Consider the following 14744-nt stretch of genomic DNA (forward strand, 5'->3'; position numbering starts at 1 on the left):
AAGAGAGGTCCACATGAGTGAAACACAGCAGGCCGGATGGCTCCAGGGCGACGTCGCCCTGGTGACCGGCGGAGGCTCCGGCATCGGCCGGGCCGTGGCCGAGCGCTACCTGGCGGAGGGCGCCTCCGTGGCCATCTTCGGCCGCGACGCCGCCAAACTGCAGGCCGTGGTCGACGCGAGCGGCGCGCCGGAGCGCATGCTCGCCGTCGCCGGCGACGTCCGGGACACCGAGGACCTGCACGCCGCCGTGCGGCGCACGGTCGAGCGCTTCGGCGGGCTGGACGTCCTGGTGCCCAACGCCGGGATCTGGGACTACAACCGCGCCATCACCCGGTTGGACGGCAGGCAGCTCTCCGAGGCCTTCGACGAGCTGTTCTCCATCAACGTCAAGGGCTACCTCCTGACCGTCGAGGCGGCCTGGCGGGAGCTGGTGAAGAGCCGCGGATCGATCGTGATGACGCTGTCCAACGCGTCGTTCCACACGGCCGGCGGCGGGCCCGTCTACACCGCGTCCAAGTTCGCGTGTCGCGGCCTCGTCAACCAGCTCGCCTACGAGCTGGCGCCCAAGGTGCGCGTCAACGGCGTCGCCGTGGGCGGCATGAACACGGACCTGCGCGGACCGGCGTCGATCGGGCTGAACGAGAGGTCCATCTCCGCGTCCTTCGCCCGCTCCGAGGTCACGGGCGACAACCCGCTGATTCCGCTGCACGACGCGTCCGTGGAGCCCGAGGACTTCACCGGCTCCTACGTCCTGCTGGGGTCGCGGAAAAACGCCGGAAACATCACCGGCGCCATCATCCCGGCGGACGGCGGGATTGCCGTCCGCGGCTTCGGGGCCCGGGCCGCGGGAGGCGACCAGCTGTGACCGCCCGGATCAACATCAATCCCGTCGCCGGCGTGCTCCGGCAGGCACAGTACGGCCCCGCCGCGACGGCGCTGGTCTACGAGGACCGCAGCCTCACCTACGCCGAGCTCGTGGACGAGGCCGGCCGGCTGGCCGCGGCGCTGCGGGCCAACGGCGTCGTCGAGGGCGACCGCGTCGCCTATCTGGGGCTGAACAGCGCCACGTTCGTCACCACCATGCTGGCCTCCTGGTGGCTCGGGGGAGTGTTCGAGCCACTCAACTTCCGCCTGGCGCCGCGCGAGGTCGGCGTCCTCCTGGAGCGGTCGGCGCCGAGGGTCGTGATCACCGAGCCGTGCCACCAGGACGTGGTGGAGGCGCTCGCCGGATACGAGGGGTTCGACGCCGGTGCCCACGTCCTGGTGCTCGTCGACAACGACCCGGCCGTCCCCGTCGCGGCCGAGCCCGCGCCGTTCTGGACCCGCCTGAGCGGCCTCCTGGCCACGGCCGGAGGGGAGCGCCCGGAGGCGCTTCCCCGGTTCGAGGACGACCTGGCGATCCTGATGTTCACCTCCGGGACCACCGGGGTGCCCAAGGGCGTCCAGCTGACGTTCGGCAACCTGTGGTGGAACTCCGTGAACGTGGACTCCCTGGTGGACACGCGCCGCGGGGACACCAACCTGGCGGTCGCGCCGCTGTTCCACGTGGGCGGGCTGAACGCGCTGACCATCCGCGTGCTGGTGCGCGGCGGCACCACGGTGGTCCGCCGCACCTTCGATCCGCGGCAGACGCTGCGCGACATCGAGCACTACCGGGTGTCCCAGTCGTTCCTGGTTCCCGCCCAGCTGTCGGCGATGCAGCAGGCCGACGAGTTCGGGCAGCGCGACATCTCCAGCCTGCGCGCCCTGATCTGTGCCGGCGCGCCCGTCCCGCCGGTGCTGCTGAAGCAGTACGAGCACAAGGGCGTGCCGGTCCAGCAGGCCTGGGGCCTGACGGAGACCGCGCCGTTCGCCACCTACCTCCCGTCCGAGCTGACGTACAAGAAGGCCGGGTCCTGCGGAATCCCCATGCCGTACACAGAGGTCAAGATCGTGGACCCGGCCGCGGGCCGGGACGTCGCCGCCCCCGGAACGACGGGCGAGATGTGGGTCAGGGGGCCCAACGTCACGCCGGGCTACTGGAACGATCCCGCGGCGACGGAGGCCGCCTTCCGCGACGGCTGGTTCCGCACCGGGGACATCGGCTACCGGGACGACGACGGGTTCTTCTACATCGTGGACCGGCTCAAGGACATGATCATCACGGGCGGGGAGAACGTCTACCCCGCGGAGGTCGAGCGCGCGCTGATGGAGTTTCCCGGGGTCCTGGATGTCGCCGTCGTGGGGGTCGAGGACAGCAAGTGGGGCGAGTCCGTGGTGGCCGTCATGAGCTGCGCCGACGGCACCGTGCCGGACATCGAGGAGGTCCGGACCTTCACGTCCACGTACCTGGCGCGCTATAAATTGCCGAAGAGGCTGGTGCTGACCGGCACCGTTCCGCGGAACGGTGCGGGGAAGCTGGACAAGCCGGCCATCCGCAGGATGGTTGAAGGGGAGGGGTAGCGATGTCCGCCGACGACGAGGTCGACCTGCTGAGGTGGCCCGAACCGCTGCCGGGGTCCTGGGCGGCCGAGAAGACCGGGGCCGGGCCGGGCCCCGCCGGGACCTATGCGGTGACCGAAAACGGTTCGCCCCGCGGCCGCATTTCCGTGGCGCTGGTGGTCGGGAGCGAACTGGACGCGGCGTACCCAGCCTCCGTCCGGGACCGGCTGCTCGCGCCGTCCGACGACGCCCCCGCCGAGGCGCTGCAGCTGGTCTCCGAGCGCGTTATGGCCGAGGATCCGTCCTGCCGCCGCCTGGTGGTGGCTACCCCCGAGGACGACGTGGAGCAGATCGCCCGCGCCGAGCGGGCCGGCTACCGCTACGTCGTCGACGTGGACCTGCCGGACCGCGCGGTGTCCCTGATGGTCGCGGAGCCGGACTGGGTCCTCGAGGAGTCCCGCCGCATCGACGACGTCCCCACGCGCTAGGCCGTCTTGGCGACCCGCCGCTTGGCCGGGTGCTGCTGGCCGCTGATCGCCGCCACGGCCCGCGACGCCGCGTAGCAGACCTTGCGCAGCACGGTCGCCTGGGACTCCGGCGCGAACTTGCCGACCGGCCCCGAGACGGACATGGCGGCGACGGGCTTGCCGTCGGGTCCGAAGATCGGCGCCGCGACGCAGTTGAGTCCCGTCAGGATTTCCTCGCGGTCGAACGCCAGGTTGGTCCTGCGGATCTCGAGCAGCTCGCGCCTGAAAACCTCGGGGTCCGTGATCGTGGCGGGGGTCCACGCCAGCATCTCCGACCTCGCGACCTGTTCCGCGCCCTCGGGGTCGTAGGCCAGCAGCACCTTGCCGACGGCCGTGCAGTAGGCGGGCGCCCGGCCGCCGATGCGCGACGGGCTGCGCACCTGGAGGTGTCCGTAGAGCTTGTTGAGGTAGACCACGTCGGTGCCCTGGAGAACCGCGAGGTGGACCGTCTGCTTCGTGAGCTCGTAGAGGTCCGCGAGGAAGGGCGTGAGCGCGTCGCGCATGCGGCCCTGCAGCGCGTCCTCCTGGGTGGAGCCCAGGTCCTGGATCATCTTGCCCAGGCGGTACGCGTTGCCCGCCCGCTCCACCGCGCCGTTGTTCTGGAGTGTCGCGAGGAGCCGGAACGCGGTGGACTTGGAGAGGGAGGCCCGGCGGGCGAGTTCGCTGACGCCCACCCCGACGAACGCCTCGTTCCCGAACGCGTTGAGCAGCGACATGGCCTTGTCCACCGCGGTGCGTTCGTCGCGTGCTGCGGGCGTGCTGCGGGTCATGGTTTCCTCCGGCAGGGCGAGATGTGCGGGCCCGACGGCAGGGGCCCTGGTGTGCCGGTCAGCGGTACGCGGTGCCGGTCCCACCAGTTTCCCGCGCGGCCCGGTGACTGTCAAACATGACAGAACGTCACTTATAGGTGACACTTGCTTACGTGCAAACGAACGATCTCGTCTCGCGGAACATCCGCCGCTTCCGTGTGGAGCGCGACCTCTCCCTCGGCGATCTGGCCGCGCTCGCCGGCATCTCCAAGCAGACGCTGTCCAAGGTGGAAAGCGGCGTGGGCAACCCCACCGTCGAAACCCTCGAAAGCATCGGGCACGGCCTGGGCGTCGGCGTCGCGAGACTGCTGACCGAGTGGGGGACGCCGATGCACGAGTCGCCGGCCGCCGACGCGGTCTGGCGGGATGCGCCCGGCGGACGGCACCGGGACCTGGACCGCATTTACGGCTCCGGCTACGTCCGGACGCACGTCATCCGCGTGGAGCCGGGGCGGGAGGCGCACCAGGTGCGGGCGCACGGGTTCGGCACCCTGCACCAGCTTTACGTCGTCTCGGGGACGCTCGAGGCCGGGCCGGCGGGGGACCTCCGGAGGCTGGGCGAGGGCGATTTCCTCCGCTTCCCGGGCGATGGCGACCACGCCTACCGCGCGGTGGGCGGTCCCGCCGTGGCACACCTGACGACCACGGCGCCCCAGGTTCCGCAGTTCTCGCATCAGGGTGGCGGCGAGGCGTCCGTCTGACGTGCCGAGCGCCGGATTCCCGAGCGGCGAGTGCAGGCGGCGAGTCCTCGCGGCGCGCAATTCCTACGAATGTGCGGCTCTAACTAGCCATTTGCGCCGCACATAGGGAACCATGAAGCCATGCCAATGATTCGCATAGCGGAGGCCGCGCGCTTCCTCGGGGTAAGCGACGACACCGTGCGCCGGTGGACCGAGAACGGCACGCTGGCGCCCGGCAAGGACGAATCCGGGAGGCTGGCCGTGGACGGGTTGGAACTCGCGCACCTTGCACGCGAGCAGGCCCATCTTCCCGACGACCCCGCCCGGGTCGGGCGATCCGCCCGGAACCGCTTCGTTGGGCTCGTCACCGGCATCACGCAGGACAAGGTGATGGCACAGGTCGAGCTGCAGTGCGGGCCGTTCCGGGTCGTGTCGTTGATGAGCAGCGAGGCGGTCCGGGAACTGGGGCTCGAGCTGGGCTCCGTCGCCACCGCCATCGTCAAGGCCACCACGGTCATGATCGAAACGCCGCACGGGAAGGGCGCACCGTGAGGCGGGCCGGACGACGGGCGGCGGCGCTCCTGGCGGCCGGAATGCTCGCCGCGGGCCTGGCCGGCTGCGGCGGGTACGCGCCCGGCGGAGCTGCGGCGCCGGGCGCGGACAACGGGGAGCCCGGGGTCGAGGGCGCCATCACCGTGTTCGCCGCCGCCTCGCTCAAGGCCACGTTCACGGCGCTGGCCGAGGAATTCGAGGCGCGGCACCCCGGCACCGACGTGACGCTGAACTTCGCCGGATCCTCGGATCTCGTCACGCAGATCAGTCAGGGGGCGCCGGCCGACGTCTTCGCGTCCGCCGACGTGGCGAACATGGACAAGCTCGCCGACGCTCAGCTGATCGACGGCGCCGCCACGGACTTCGCCACGAACGTCCTCCAGATCGCCGTCCCCCCGTCGAACCCGGCGTCGATCGGGGCCTTTGCCGACCTGGCCGCCCCGGGCGTCAAGGTCGTCGTCTGCGCACCCCAGGTGCCGTGCGGCGCCGCGACGGAAGCCGTGGAGAAGGCGGCCGGCACCACGCTGGCGCCCGTCAGCGAGGAGTCTTCGGTAACCGATGTCCTCGGGAAGGTCGTCTCCGGCGAGGCCGACGCCGGGCTGGTCTACGTCACGGACGTCGAGGCGGCCGCCGGCAAGGCGCTGGGCATTCCGTTCGCCGAGGCGGGCCAAGCCGTCAACACCTACCCGCTGGCCACCGTGGGCACCAGCAGGAACAAGGCCGCGGCGAGGGCGTTCGTCGACCTGGTGACCGGTCCCGAGGGGCGGAAAGTGCTGAACGACGCCGGATTCGGCACGCCCCGAGGGGCGCCTTGAACCGACGCACCGGCACGGGTTACACCGGCATCCCGTCCTGGATCTATTACATCGCCGCGGCCGGCGCGCTTATTGTCCTGCTGCCGCTCGTCGCCATGCTGGCCAAGGTCAACTGGTCGCAGTTCGTCCCGCTGGTCACCTCCGACGCCGCGCTGACGGCGCTGGGACTGAGCCTGCGCACGTCCGCCTGCAGCACGGCCTTCTGCGTCGCGTTCGGCGTGCCGCTGGCGCTGGTCCTCGCGCGGGGACCGTTTCCCGGCCAGCGCCTGCTCCGGGCCTTCGTCCTGCTGCCACTGGTGCTGCCGCCGGTCGTGGGCGGCATCGCCCTGCTCTACACCTTCGGACGCCAAGGCCTGCTGGGCAGGCACCTAGAACTCGCCGGAATCCAGATCGCGTTCTCCACCACCGCCGTCGTCCTCGCCCAGACCTTTGTGGCGCTGCCCTTCCTCGTGGTCAGCCTCGAAGGTGCGCTGCGCACCGCCGGCAACAAGTACGAGGCCGTCGCCGCGACGCTCGGGGCCCGCCCCACCACCGTGCTGCGGCGCGTGACGCTGCCGCTCGTCCTGCCCGGGCTGGCCTCCGGGGCCGTGCTGTCCTTCGCGCGCAGTCTCGGCGAGTTCGGCGCGACCCTGACCTTCGCCGGCAGCCTGCAGGGCGTGACCCGGACCCTCCCGCTGGAAATCTACCTGCAGCGCGAAACCGACGCGGACGCCGCCGTCGCCCTCTCCCTCGTCCTCGTCGCGGTGGCCGTCGCCGTCGTTGGGCTCGCGTACCGGAGACCCGCCGCGGCGCCGGAAAGGGCGGCACCGTGACGTTCCACCTGGAGGCCACCCTGGCGGCCCGCCGTCTGGACGTCTCCCTCAGCGTCGGAGAATCCGAGACCATCGCGATCCTCGGACCCAACGGCGCCGGAAAGTCCACGCTGCTCGCGATCATCGCCGGGCTGCTCCGGCCGGACACGGGCAGCGCAGCCATCGGAGAACGGGTTCTCTTCGATCTCCAGGGCGGCAGGCCCCAGTGGTTGGCCCCGCATGCCAGAGGAACGGCGCTGCTGGCGCAGGAGCCGCTTCTTTTCCCGCACCTCAGCGCCCTGGACAACGTCGCCTTCGGGCCCCGAAGCGCCGGCGAGTCCGCGGCCGGGGCCAGGGACACGGCGCGGCGGTGGTTGGCGGAGGTCGACGCCGAATCCTTGTCCGCACGGAGACCCGGGGAGCTCTCCGGCGGCCAGGCGCAGCGCGTCGCCGTCGCGCGCGCGCTCGCCGCCGACCCCGAGCTGCTGCTGCTGGACGAACCAATGGCGGCGCTCGACATCCACGCGGCGCCCCTGCTCCGCCGGCTCCTCAAGCGCGTCTTGGCCGGGCGGCGGGCCATCATCGTCACCCACGACGTCCTGGACGCCCTGATGCTGGCGGACCGGGTGATCGTGGTGGAGGACGGCCGCGTGGTCGAGCAGGGTCCCACGCGCGCGGTCCTCGAGCGGCCGCGCAGCCGCTTCGCCGCTGGGCTCGCGGGCCTGAACCTGATGGCCGGCACGGTCGGCGACGGCGGGGTCGCCACCGCCGACGGGAGGTTCGTCGCGGGCCGCCAGGACGACGAGGTCCCGGGCGGGCGGGACGGAGTTGCGGTCTTCCCTCCATCGGCCGTGTCCGTGTTCCTCGCCGAGGAGCACGGGAGCCCGCGGAACTCCTTCCGGGTCCGCATCACGGATCTCGAACCACACGGTGACCAGATCCGGGTCCGCGGTGGGGGACTTTCGGCGGACATCACGCCGGCCTCGTCGGCGGACCTCGCTTTGGCACCGGGCATGGACGTCTACTTTGTGGTCAAGGCCGCCGCCGTCGCCATCTACCCGGCCTAGGTCGTCACGAGGCTTGCCGGGCTCCGCCTCCTGGCAGGGCACGTCGATGGCGTCCAGCGTCCGGAGCGGGAAGCGCACCGGCTTCCCTGCCTCGTACGTGGTCCGGATGCCGACAGGCGGAACACGGTGTCGATCCGGCGACGCACGTTCGGCAGACTGCTTCCAGTGCCCATGCCCGCCGGAACGCCCGCGGCCGCCCACCCACATCCCAGGAGCCCCACCGAATGCTCGCCGCCGTTGCCGTCTCGCAGAACCCCCACGATCCGCTGTCCTGCCTGGAACTCAAGGATGTTCCCACCCCCGTGCCCGGGCCGGGCTGGACACGGGTGAAGGTGCGCGCCTCGTCCCTGAACATGCACGACGTGTGGACGCTGCGCGGGGTGGGGCACGATCCCAAGAACATTCCCATCGTCCTGGGCTGCGACGTCGCGGGCGTCACGGACGACGGCCGCGAGGTGGTGGTCTATCCCGTGATCGCCGATCCCGACGCCGGGTTCGGGGACGAGACGCTGGATCCGGACCGGGCACTGCTCTCGGAGCGGCACAACGGCGGATTCGCCGAATACATCGTGGTCCCGGACCGCTGCGTTGTGGACAAGCCGGAGCACCTCACCTTCGAGGAGGCCGCCTGCCTGCCGGTCGCGTGGTCCACCGCGTACCGCATGCTCTTCACCCAGGCGGCGATCAAGGCCGGCGACCGCGTCCTGGTCCAGGGCGCCGGAGGGGGAGTGGCCGGCGCCGCCATCGCCCTGGCCTCCGCGGCCGGCGCCACCGTCTACGCGACCAGCCGCACCGAGGACAAGCGCCGGCTGGCGCTCGAGCTGGGCGCGCATGAGGCCTTCGCGACCGGCGAGCGCCTGCCGCAGCGCGTCGACGTCGTCATCGAGACCGTCGGCGAGGCCACGTGGGCGCATTCGCTGCGCTGCCTGCGCCCGGGCGGCGCGATCGTCATCGCGGGGACCACCAGCGGCACCAGCCCCGAGGCGGACCTGGGCCGAATCTTCTACCAGCAGCTGCGCATCCTCGGCTCCACCGGATCGACGCGCCACGAGATGGTGGCGATGCTCCGGATGCTGGAGGCAACCGGGCTGCGCCCGAGGATCGACCGCACGTTGCCGCTGGCCCGCATCCACGAGGGTCTCCGGGCCATGATCGACGGCGAAGCGGCGGGCAAGATCGTTGTGACCATGTAGCGCTCCGCCAAGGGTCAGCCGTGCCCGCCCACCCGGGAGAGCGCCGCGGGCGTGCCGAGTTCGGGGCGGTCCGCCGGATGCGACATGTAGTGTTCAAGCGCCCGGAGCAGCACGTGCGGATCGCAGGAGAGGTGCTGCACGTGCACCACCATCGCGCTTTCCGTGTCGGCGGCCGCTCCCGGCCGCAGGCGGACGACCACCAGGGCCGGCCCGCGCTTTCCCAGGGGAGCGCGCCGCGGCGGGTTTTCCGCCGAGACTGATTCGACGTCGCGCCAGTAGGCCTCCCGCATGTCGTGCGGCGCCAGGAGCACCACCCTGCTTCGCGTCAGGTACACGCCCGCGGGTTCGCGGGAGGCGGCGGTCCGCATCAGGCGCAGGCCGCGGCGCAGGATCGCCAGGCCGACGACCAGCAGCACCGCCGAAGCGGCCACCACCAGGTACCGCCACGCCTCCGTGTGCAGGAGCAGGTACCTGGCGGCCAGGGCCAGGGCGGCCACCGCCGTCACCACGCCCAGCCCCACGGTGCTGGCGCCCAGCGGGACGGAGACGGGCACCATGGGGAACCGCGTGGCCGCCCGCCGGCCGGTGGAAGTCTCCACCGCGGATGTGCACGGAAGCTCATCGGTGTTCGAGCGGCGGAACGCTCGCAGGATGGATCCGGCGGTTCCCGCGGCCAGGGCCAGCATCGGCACGGCGAAGAGCCAATTGCCCAACACGCCGGACGCCACGCCCAGCGCCAGCAGGAACAGCGCCAGCACAAAGGCGGGCAGGAGGTGGTGCGCCAGCTTCCAGCCCCTGTGGCGCGGGGTCCAGAGCGGACGCTTCGAGGCGGGTTCGGGCATGGGTGCGGGCCTAGCCCTTGTTCGCGGAGGCGCGCGCCAGCGTGTGGGCCAGGGATTGCGCGTGCCGGCCCAGCAGTTCGTGGACGTCGTTCGTGGTCTCCGACAACCCGCCGGAGGCGATCGCGGTGTACGTGCTGACCCACGCGTCCACCTGCCAGGGTTCCGCGCGATAGCCGGCTCGGGAGGCGTAGGCCTCGTCCAGCGTCTCGTTGTGGAAGGCGGCGGACCTCCCCATCAGGGTCGTGATCGCGGCGCACGCCTCGGCGAGCGTGAAGGCCTCGGGGCCGGTGAGGTTGTAGGTCCGGCCGGCGTGGGCCGAGCGGCGCCCCGCGTCCAGCGCGGCGGCGGCCTCCTTGAGGACGACGGCGGCGCACGCGGCGACGTCGTCCCGGGCCACGGCGGCCACGCGACCGTCGCCGGCGGGGCCGCGCAGGACGCCGTCCGCGCCGACAAACGCGGGGAAGACGTCCTGGTAGAAGTTGTCGCGGAGGATCGTCCAGTCCATCCCCGAGGCGCGGAGGTGCTCCTCGGTGTGGAAGTGGTCGCGGCCCAGCGTGAAGACGGCGTCCGGCGCCGCGCCGAAGAAGGACGTGTAGACGACGTGGCGGATGCCCGCCCGCGCTGCGGCGTCGATGAAGGTGCGGTGGCTTTCCAGCCGGTCGGCGGCCTCCGCGGCGGACACCATCAGCAGGACGTCGGCCCCGCGCATGGCCAGCTCGGCGTTCGGGTCCGAGTAGTCCGCGACGCCGACGTCGACGGCGGCCGCGGGTCCGGACGGGCCGTCCGGCGCCGCCGGGTCCGCGGTCCTCAGCGAGGCTGCGGCCGACTCGGCGCGGCCCAGGTCGCGGGAGAGCAGGCGCAGCGGCACCTTGCCCGCCAGATCGCGGGCCACGCGCCCGCCGATTTCACCGGTGGCCCCGGGGAGGACGACGACGGCGCGGGAAGATGCTTGTTCCATGGCTCCACCGTACGCCGCGGAGCGGGGTGGCCAGAGGGTTAACCCGCCGTTCGCACACGCGTCGTCCGCCGTAGTTCCGCCGCTCCTAGCGTGGGGGGATGGGTGAACGGTTTGTGGCGATCGGCGATTCCTTCACCGAGGGCGTGGGGGACTGGGACCCCCGCCTTCCCAACGGGGTCCGCGGATGGGCGGACCGCGTGGCCAAACAGCTCTCCAAGGCCGATCCCGCGTGGGAATACGCCAATCTCGCGGTGCGCAGCCGCCGACTGGGAAAGATCATCGAGGAACAGGTCGAGTCGGCCCTTGCTATGAACCCGACCGTCATCTCCTTCTACGCCGGCGGCAACGACATCCTGGAGCTGCGCAACGACATGGGCGCGCTCCTGGAGAGCTACTCCCGCGCCGTGGAGCGGCTGTGCTCCTCGGGGGCCCGCGTCCTGCTGTTCACCGGGTTCGACGTGCCGATGCACCCTGTGCTGGAGCCCATGAAGCGGCGCAACTGGGTCTTCAACGACGCGGTGCGCGTGCTGGCCGCGAAGCACGAGCGCGACGGCGCCGTGCTGGTGGACTACTGGACCTGGGACGCCTACCAGGACCGCCGGATGTGGGATTCGGACAAGCTGCACATGAACCGCGCCGGGCACCGCTACATGGCGATTCAGGTCCTGAACCTGCTTGGGGTCGTTCACCAGCTGGAGTTCGAGGACCTGGGACCGGCCGAGCGCGTGGCTCTGCGCGACGCGCTGATCCGCGACGCGGAGTGGCTGAGGCAGTGGGTCGTTCCCATGTTCGGGCGGCGGCTGCGCGGAATCACCCTTGGGGACGCCCTAGAGCCCCGCTGGCCGGAGCCGGTCCGGCCAGCCGACGGGCTCAAGAGGCTCTACCGGAAGCGAACCCGGACTAGCATGAACGCATCATGAACTCACTGCGCAAACTTCAGAAGCCCGTGGCGTGGATCGTCGCCATCTCCCTGGTGGCCATGGCCGGCGCCGGACTGTTCCAGAGCCTCGCGGCGTGAGCACGGAGCCCCGGACGGGCGGCGTCGCCGCCCCCGAGGCGCTCGCCGAGCCGGTCCGCCGGGTCGGACCCGCGTGGGTCACCGGCGTCGTCCTCGTCAACGTTGGCATCAACGTCGCGTTCTTCGCGCCCATCAACATTCTCCTGGGGCTCCAGGCGACCATCATCGACGCGGGCAACAAGGAGGCGATCCTTTCCCTGGTGACGGCGTGCGGCGCGGCGGTGTCCCTCGTCGCCAACCCGCTGTCCGGGGCGCTCTCGGACCGGACCGTCTCGCGCATGGGGCGGCGCTCGCCGTGGATCCTCGGCGGCGCCATCCTCGGCACGGCCGCGCTGTTGATGCTCTCCGGCTCCACGACGGTCGCCATGCTGCTTTTGGGCTGGTGCCTGGTGCAGGCGGGCGCCAACGCCGCGTACTCCACGGTCTTTGCCGCAATCCCCGACCGCGTCCCGGTCTCCCAGCGCGGTCAGGTCGGCGGCCTGGCCGCCATGGGCCAGACGCTCGGGATCTTGGGCGGCTCCGTCATCGGCTTTGTGATCTTCGGGAACATCGCGTTCGGCTACTGGCTCTGCGCGGCCGCCCTGCTGCTCTCGGTGGTGCCGTATCTGCTCCGCTCCAACGACCCGGTGCTGCCGCGCGGGGCCCGCGAGCCCTGGCGGCTAGGCGCGTTCCTGCGCGGCTTTTGGATCGACCCCCGCACCCACCCGGACTTCGGGTGGGCCTGGCTGACGCGCTTCCTGATGTTCGTCGGCAACCAGCTCACCATCGTTTACCTGCTCTTTTTCCTCACCGACGTGATCCGCCACCCCAATCCGGCCGGGGGAGTGCTGGTGCTGACCGGGCTGTATGCGGTCATGGTCATCATTACCAGCGTTGTGGCGGGCCGGTGGAGCGACCGGGTGGGCAAGCGCCGCGTCTTCGTCGCCGGATCGTCCGGCCTCATCGCGTGCGCCGCCCTAATCATGGCGTTCTTTCCCGTGTGGCCCGGTGCGGTCGTCGGCGCGGGAGTGCTGGGGGTCGGCTTCGGCGCGTACCTGGCGGTCGACTTCGCGCTGCTGACCCAGGTTCTGCCCTCGGCGGCCGCCCGCGGCAAGGACCTCGGCGTCATCAACATCGCGGCCGCGCTCCCGCAGGTCGTGGCCCCGGCGCTCGCGCTGCTCGCCGTGAAATTCCTGGGCGGCTACACTTCGATGTTCACGCTTGCCGCGGCGATCGGGCTGGTCGCCGCGGTGTTGGTGTACAGGATCAAGTCCGTCCCGTAGGGCAGGCGGCCCGCTGAGGCGCGCTGCGGCGCGCTGCGGCCCGCGGTCCGGGCCCCGTGCCGGCGGGTGCCGGGGCGATGGCCGGTACCGTTGAACAATGGACTGGTTGCGCGAGGCCCCCTTCGGCTGGGCCTTCGCGTTCCTGTTCGCCCTGGCCATGCTCCGCGCGAACACCACCTACTGGATTGGCCGGGGCATCGCCGCCGGGGTCCGCCACACCAGGTTCGAGCACTACCTCACGGGGCCGATCTACCGCCGCGCCCGGCGGTTTATGGACCGGTGGGGCGTCCTGGCGGTGCCGCTGTCCTTCCTGACCATCGGCATCCAGACCGCGGTCAACGCCAGCGCCGGGGTCTCCCGCATGTCGCTGCCGCGCTACCTGCCCGCCGTCGTCGTGGGGTGCCTGCTGTGGGCGCTCGTCTACGCGACGGTGGGCATGGCCGTGCTGTACGCCTGGCTGGCGCTGGGCTGGCCGTGGGTGTTGGGCGCCGTGTTGCTCGTTGCGGCGGCGGCCCTCGCGTGGATCGCCTACCGGCGGCGCACGGGGTGATACCGGCGCGCCGCCCGCCGGCCTAGAGGGCCAGCGACTCCTCGGCCAGCACGGAATCCGTCGCCACGTACTCGAGGCCGTGCGCGTCCGCGACGGGCGCGTAGGTGACGCGGCCGGCGTGCACGTTCAGGCCGGCCGCGAGGCCGGCGTCCTCGCGGAGCGCCTGGCGCCAGCCCTTCGAGGCGATCCGCAGGGCGTAGGGGAGCGTCGCGTTGGTCAGCGCCGCGGTGGACGTCTGCGGGACGGCGCCCGGCATGTTCGCGACGCAGTAGTAGACCGCGTCGTGCACCTTGAAGATGGGGTCGGCGTGCGTGGTGGGCCTCGAGCCCTCGAAGCAGCCGCCCTGGTCGATCGCGATGTCCACCAGCACCGAGCCCGGCCGCATCTGCGCCACCATGTCCTTGGTGACCAGCTTCGGCGCGGCAGCCCCCGGGATCAGCACGGAACCAATCACCAGGTCCGCCCCGGCCACCTCGTGGGAGATCGTGAAGACGGAGGACGCGAGCGTCTTGATGCGTCCGTTGTGGGCGATGTCGATCTCCTTGAGCCGGGCAAGGTTGATGTCGATGATCGTGACGTCCGCGCCCATGCCGGCCGCGATGACGGCCGCGTTCTCGCCGGCGACGCCGCCGCCGATGACCACGACCTTCGCGGGACGCGTTCCGGGGACGCCGCCCATCAGGATGCCCGCGCCGCCGTTGGGCTGCTGCAGGTGCACGGCGCCGATCTGGGCGGCGAGGCGCCCGGCGACCTCGGACATCGGGGCCAGCAGCGGCAGCGAGCGGCCGGAGGTGACGGTCTCGTAGGCGATCGCCGTGGTTCCGGCGGCCACGAGGGCCTCGGTGCACTCGCGGGACGCGGCAAGGTGCAGGTAGGTGAAGAGGACTTGGTTGGGCTGCATGCGGTGGAACTCGTCCGCGATCGGCTCCTTCACCTTGAGCACGAGCTCGGCGGGTCCCCACGTGGAGTCGGCATCGGCCGCGATGCGGGCGCCGGCCTCGACGAAGGTCTCGTCCGGAATCCCGGAGCCGACGCCGGCGCCGGTCTCCACGACCACCTCGTGGCCGCGGGCGACGAACTCGGAGACGCCGGCCGGGGTGATGGCCACGCGGAATTCGTTGTTCTTGATTTCCTTGGGGACGCCGATGATCATTTTTCGCTCCTGCGGTCTTGGCCTGCGTGTGGACGGGGTGCCCCGGAGGTCGTCCGGGTGCCGCTCCCCACGGGAATCCATGGCTGATTCCCGTGCATCAAGCGTA

At 71.5% G+C, this 14744-nt stretch carries 16 protein-coding genes; 12 read left to right on the plus strand and 4 right to left on the minus strand.

Annotation, left to right across the window (positions count from 1 at the left end; translation table 11 throughout):
• Positions 1 to 13: 13 nt before the first annotated feature.
• From hcaB to AC3ZJJ_RS17545, 3 genes are read left to right on the plus strand one after another with little or no spacing between them, the layout of a single operon-like run.
• On the plus strand, positions 14 to 865 hold the full coding sequence (gene hcaB / locus AC3ZJJ_RS17535) for a 3-(cis-5,6-dihydroxycyclohexa-1,3-dien-1-yl)propanoate dehydrogenase (protein WP_489893104.1): 852 nt from the start codon (positions 14 to 16) through the stop codon (positions 863 to 865).
• Complete coding sequence (locus tag AC3ZJJ_RS17540; RefSeq protein ID WP_489893105.1) at positions 862 to 2442, plus strand: AMP-binding protein; 1581 nt, start codon at positions 862 to 864, stop codon at positions 2440 to 2442. The genes hcaB and AC3ZJJ_RS17540 overlap by 4 nt, the downstream gene beginning before the upstream one ends.
• A 2-nt stretch (positions 2443 to 2444) precedes the next feature.
• On the plus strand, positions 2445 to 2909 hold the full coding sequence (locus AC3ZJJ_RS17545) for a hypothetical protein (protein ID WP_489893106.1): 465 nt from the start codon (positions 2445 to 2447) through the stop codon (positions 2907 to 2909).
• Here the strand turns inward: AC3ZJJ_RS17545 and AC3ZJJ_RS17550 are convergent.
• Positions 2906 to 3718, minus strand: a complete 813-nt coding sequence (locus AC3ZJJ_RS17550; protein WP_489893107.1) for an IclR family transcriptional regulator — start codon at positions 3716 to 3718, stop codon at positions 2906 to 2908. The genes AC3ZJJ_RS17545 and AC3ZJJ_RS17550 overlap by 4 nt on opposite strands.
• 152 nt (positions 3719 to 3870) lie before the next feature.
• Here AC3ZJJ_RS17550 and AC3ZJJ_RS17555 point away from each other — a divergent pair, with 152 nt between their 5' ends.
• The 6 genes from AC3ZJJ_RS17555 (at position 3871) to AC3ZJJ_RS17580 (ending at position 8855) form a co-directional block, all read left to right on the plus strand.
• Positions 3871 to 4458 carry a helix-turn-helix domain-containing protein gene (locus tag AC3ZJJ_RS17555; RefSeq protein WP_489893108.1) on the plus strand — a complete coding sequence of 196 codons (588 nt, stop codon included), beginning with the start codon at positions 3871 to 3873 and terminating at the stop codon, positions 4456 to 4458.
• A 120-nt stretch (positions 4459 to 4578) separates the two neighbouring features.
• Positions 4579 to 4989 (plus strand): TOBE domain-containing protein, encoded by a 411-nt coding sequence (locus AC3ZJJ_RS17560; protein WP_489893109.1) that lies wholly within the window; start codon positions 4579 to 4581, stop codon positions 4987 to 4989.
• A gap of 41 nt (positions 4990 to 5030) precedes the next feature.
• Positions 5031 to 5804 (plus strand): molybdate ABC transporter substrate-binding protein, encoded by a 774-nt coding sequence (modA, locus tag AC3ZJJ_RS17565; protein WP_489895893.1) that lies wholly within the window; start codon positions 5031 to 5033, stop codon positions 5802 to 5804.
• Positions 5801 to 6616, plus strand: a complete 816-nt coding sequence (locus tag AC3ZJJ_RS17570; protein ID WP_489893110.1) for an ABC transporter permease — start codon at positions 5801 to 5803, stop codon at positions 6614 to 6616. The genes modA and AC3ZJJ_RS17570 overlap by 4 nt, the downstream gene beginning before the upstream one ends.
• Positions 6613 to 7662 (plus strand): sulfate/molybdate ABC transporter ATP-binding protein, encoded by a 1050-nt coding sequence (locus tag AC3ZJJ_RS17575; protein ID WP_489893111.1) that lies wholly within the window; start codon positions 6613 to 6615, stop codon positions 7660 to 7662. Before AC3ZJJ_RS17570 ends, AC3ZJJ_RS17575 begins: the two co-directional genes overlap by 4 nt.
• A 224-nt stretch (positions 7663 to 7886) precedes the next feature.
• Entirely contained in the window at positions 7887 to 8855 is a 969-nt protein-coding gene (locus AC3ZJJ_RS17580; protein WP_489893112.1) for a zinc-binding dehydrogenase, read from the plus strand.
• Positions 8856 to 8869: 14 nt separating this feature from the next.
• Here the strand turns inward: AC3ZJJ_RS17580 and AC3ZJJ_RS17585 are convergent, their stop codons facing one another.
• Together AC3ZJJ_RS17585 and AC3ZJJ_RS17590 are read right to left on the minus strand one after the other, a co-directional pair.
• Positions 8870 to 9697, minus strand: coding sequence for a hypothetical protein (locus tag AC3ZJJ_RS17585; RefSeq protein WP_489893113.1), 828 nt, complete (start codon positions 9695 to 9697; stop codon positions 8870 to 8872).
• A gap of 10 nt (positions 9698 to 9707) precedes the next feature.
• Positions 9708 to 10655, minus strand: coding sequence for an NAD(P)H-binding protein (locus tag AC3ZJJ_RS17590; protein ID WP_489893114.1), 948 nt, complete (start codon positions 10653 to 10655; stop codon positions 9708 to 9710).
• A gap of 98 nt (positions 10656 to 10753) precedes the next feature.
• Here AC3ZJJ_RS17590 and AC3ZJJ_RS17595 point away from each other — a divergent pair, with 98 nt between their 5' ends.
• The 3 genes from AC3ZJJ_RS17595 (at position 10754) to AC3ZJJ_RS17605 (ending at position 13485) form a co-directional block, all read left to right on the plus strand.
• Entirely contained in the window at positions 10754 to 11575 is an 822-nt protein-coding gene (locus AC3ZJJ_RS17595; RefSeq protein WP_489893115.1) for an SGNH/GDSL hydrolase family protein, read from the plus strand.
• A gap of 94 nt (positions 11576 to 11669) precedes the next feature.
• Complete coding sequence (locus AC3ZJJ_RS17600) at positions 11670 to 12935, plus strand: MFS transporter (RefSeq protein ID WP_489893116.1); 1266 nt, start codon at positions 11670 to 11672, stop codon at positions 12933 to 12935.
• 97 nt (positions 12936 to 13032) lie between these two features.
• Positions 13033 to 13485, plus strand: coding sequence for a DedA family protein (locus AC3ZJJ_RS17605; RefSeq protein ID WP_489893117.1), 453 nt, complete (start codon positions 13033 to 13035; stop codon positions 13483 to 13485).
• 22 nt (positions 13486 to 13507) lie between these two features.
• Here AC3ZJJ_RS17605 and ald read toward each other — a convergent pair whose 3' ends face one another.
• Positions 13508 to 14638 (minus strand): alanine dehydrogenase, encoded by a 1131-nt coding sequence (gene ald / locus AC3ZJJ_RS17610; RefSeq protein ID WP_489893118.1) that lies wholly within the window; start codon positions 14636 to 14638, stop codon positions 13508 to 13510.
• Positions 14639 to 14744: the final 106 nt, after the last annotated feature.

This window comes from Arthrobacter sp. AOP29-A2-19 (assembly GCF_058138025.1).

What these genes read in the sequence shown, in the direction of transcription:
- hcaB (WP_489893104.1), top strand. Translation starts at nt 14, where the DNA reads ATGAGTGAAACACAGCAGGCCGGATGGCTCCAGGGCGACGTCGCCCTG.
- AC3ZJJ_RS17545 (WP_489893106.1), top strand. Translation starts at nt 2,445, where the DNA reads ATGTCCGCCGACGACGAGGTCGACCTGCTGAGGTGGCCCGAACCGCTG.
- AC3ZJJ_RS17550 (WP_489893107.1), bottom strand. Translation starts at nt 3,718, where the DNA reads ATGACCCGCAGCACGCCCGCAGCACGCGACGAACGCACCGCGGTGGAC.
- AC3ZJJ_RS17560 (WP_489893109.1), top strand. Translation starts at nt 4,579, where the DNA reads ATGCCAATGATTCGCATAGCGGAGGCCGCGCGCTTCCTCGGGGTAAGC.
- modA (WP_489895893.1), top strand. Translation starts at nt 5,031, where the DNA reads ATGCTCGCCGCGGGCCTGGCCGGCTGCGGCGGGTACGCGCCCGGCGGA.
- AC3ZJJ_RS17580 (WP_489893112.1), top strand. Translation starts at nt 7,887, where the DNA reads ATGCTCGCCGCCGTTGCCGTCTCGCAGAACCCCCACGATCCGCTGTCC.
- AC3ZJJ_RS17585 (WP_489893113.1), bottom strand. Translation starts at nt 9,697, where the DNA reads ATGCCCGAACCCGCCTCGAAGCGTCCGCTCTGGACCCCGCGCCACAGG.
- AC3ZJJ_RS17590 (WP_489893114.1), bottom strand. Translation starts at nt 10,655, where the DNA reads ATGGAACAAGCATCTTCCCGCGCCGTCGTCGTCCTCCCCGGGGCCACC.
- AC3ZJJ_RS17595 (WP_489893115.1), top strand. Translation starts at nt 10,754, where the DNA reads ATGGGTGAACGGTTTGTGGCGATCGGCGATTCCTTCACCGAGGGCGTG.
- AC3ZJJ_RS17605 (WP_489893117.1), top strand. Translation starts at nt 13,033, where the DNA reads ATGGACTGGTTGCGCGAGGCCCCCTTCGGCTGGGCCTTCGCGTTCCTG.
- ald (WP_489893118.1), bottom strand. Translation starts at nt 14,638, where the DNA reads ATGATCATCGGCGTCCCCAAGGAAATCAAGAACAACGAATTCCGCGTG.